This is a genomic window from Corallococcus praedator, from assembly GCF_003612125.1.
In the GTDB taxonomy this organism is placed as follows: domain Bacteria; phylum Myxococcota; class Myxococcia; order Myxococcales; family Myxococcaceae; genus Corallococcus; species Corallococcus praedator.
Genome location: NZ_RAWI01001399.1, coordinates 1 through 391, shown reverse-complemented (window position 1 = coordinate 391; position 391 = coordinate 1). Strand labels below are relative to the sequence as shown.

Sequence of the window (391 nt, the reverse complement as noted above, 5' to 3'; positions counted from 1 at the left end):
GCCATCGCTATCCACCAGGCTATCTGACGCTGCGATTGTATCATGAGATACAGCCGGATTACTCACAGGGTGATCAGATCCTGTGAGACCGCCGCAGTCGATCGACAGGTTAACCCAGTCGATCGTTGGTTGATGCTTAGACATCCAAGGGATGCCCAAGATTACATCGAACTTGTCGTCAAGATCGTGGGCGATGTATTCGTCCTCGAACGACAGTTCGTCTAACTCGAAGCGTGTGCGAACCACACGCTTTGGTATAGTCACGGTTGCACCTGTTGCTAACCGGACTGACAACATGCTTCGTGGATTTCAATCTCCACGAAATCCAACGACGTTAGAACCTCAGTTCTAACGAAATTGTTTGACGCTCCTGTGTCAAACAGAGCACGCA

The 391-nt window shown here is 50.1% G+C and carries 1 protein-coding gene; it reads right to left on the bottom strand.

The genetic code is table 11. The annotated features are described in order from the left end of the window. Window positions 1–297, bottom strand: a 297-nt coding sequence (locus tag D7Y13_RS50280; RefSeq protein WP_147452789.1) for a pepsin/retropepsin-like aspartic protease family protein, incomplete at its 3' end; no start/stop codon positions are given. Between the last annotated feature and the right edge of the window lie 94 nt (window positions 298–391).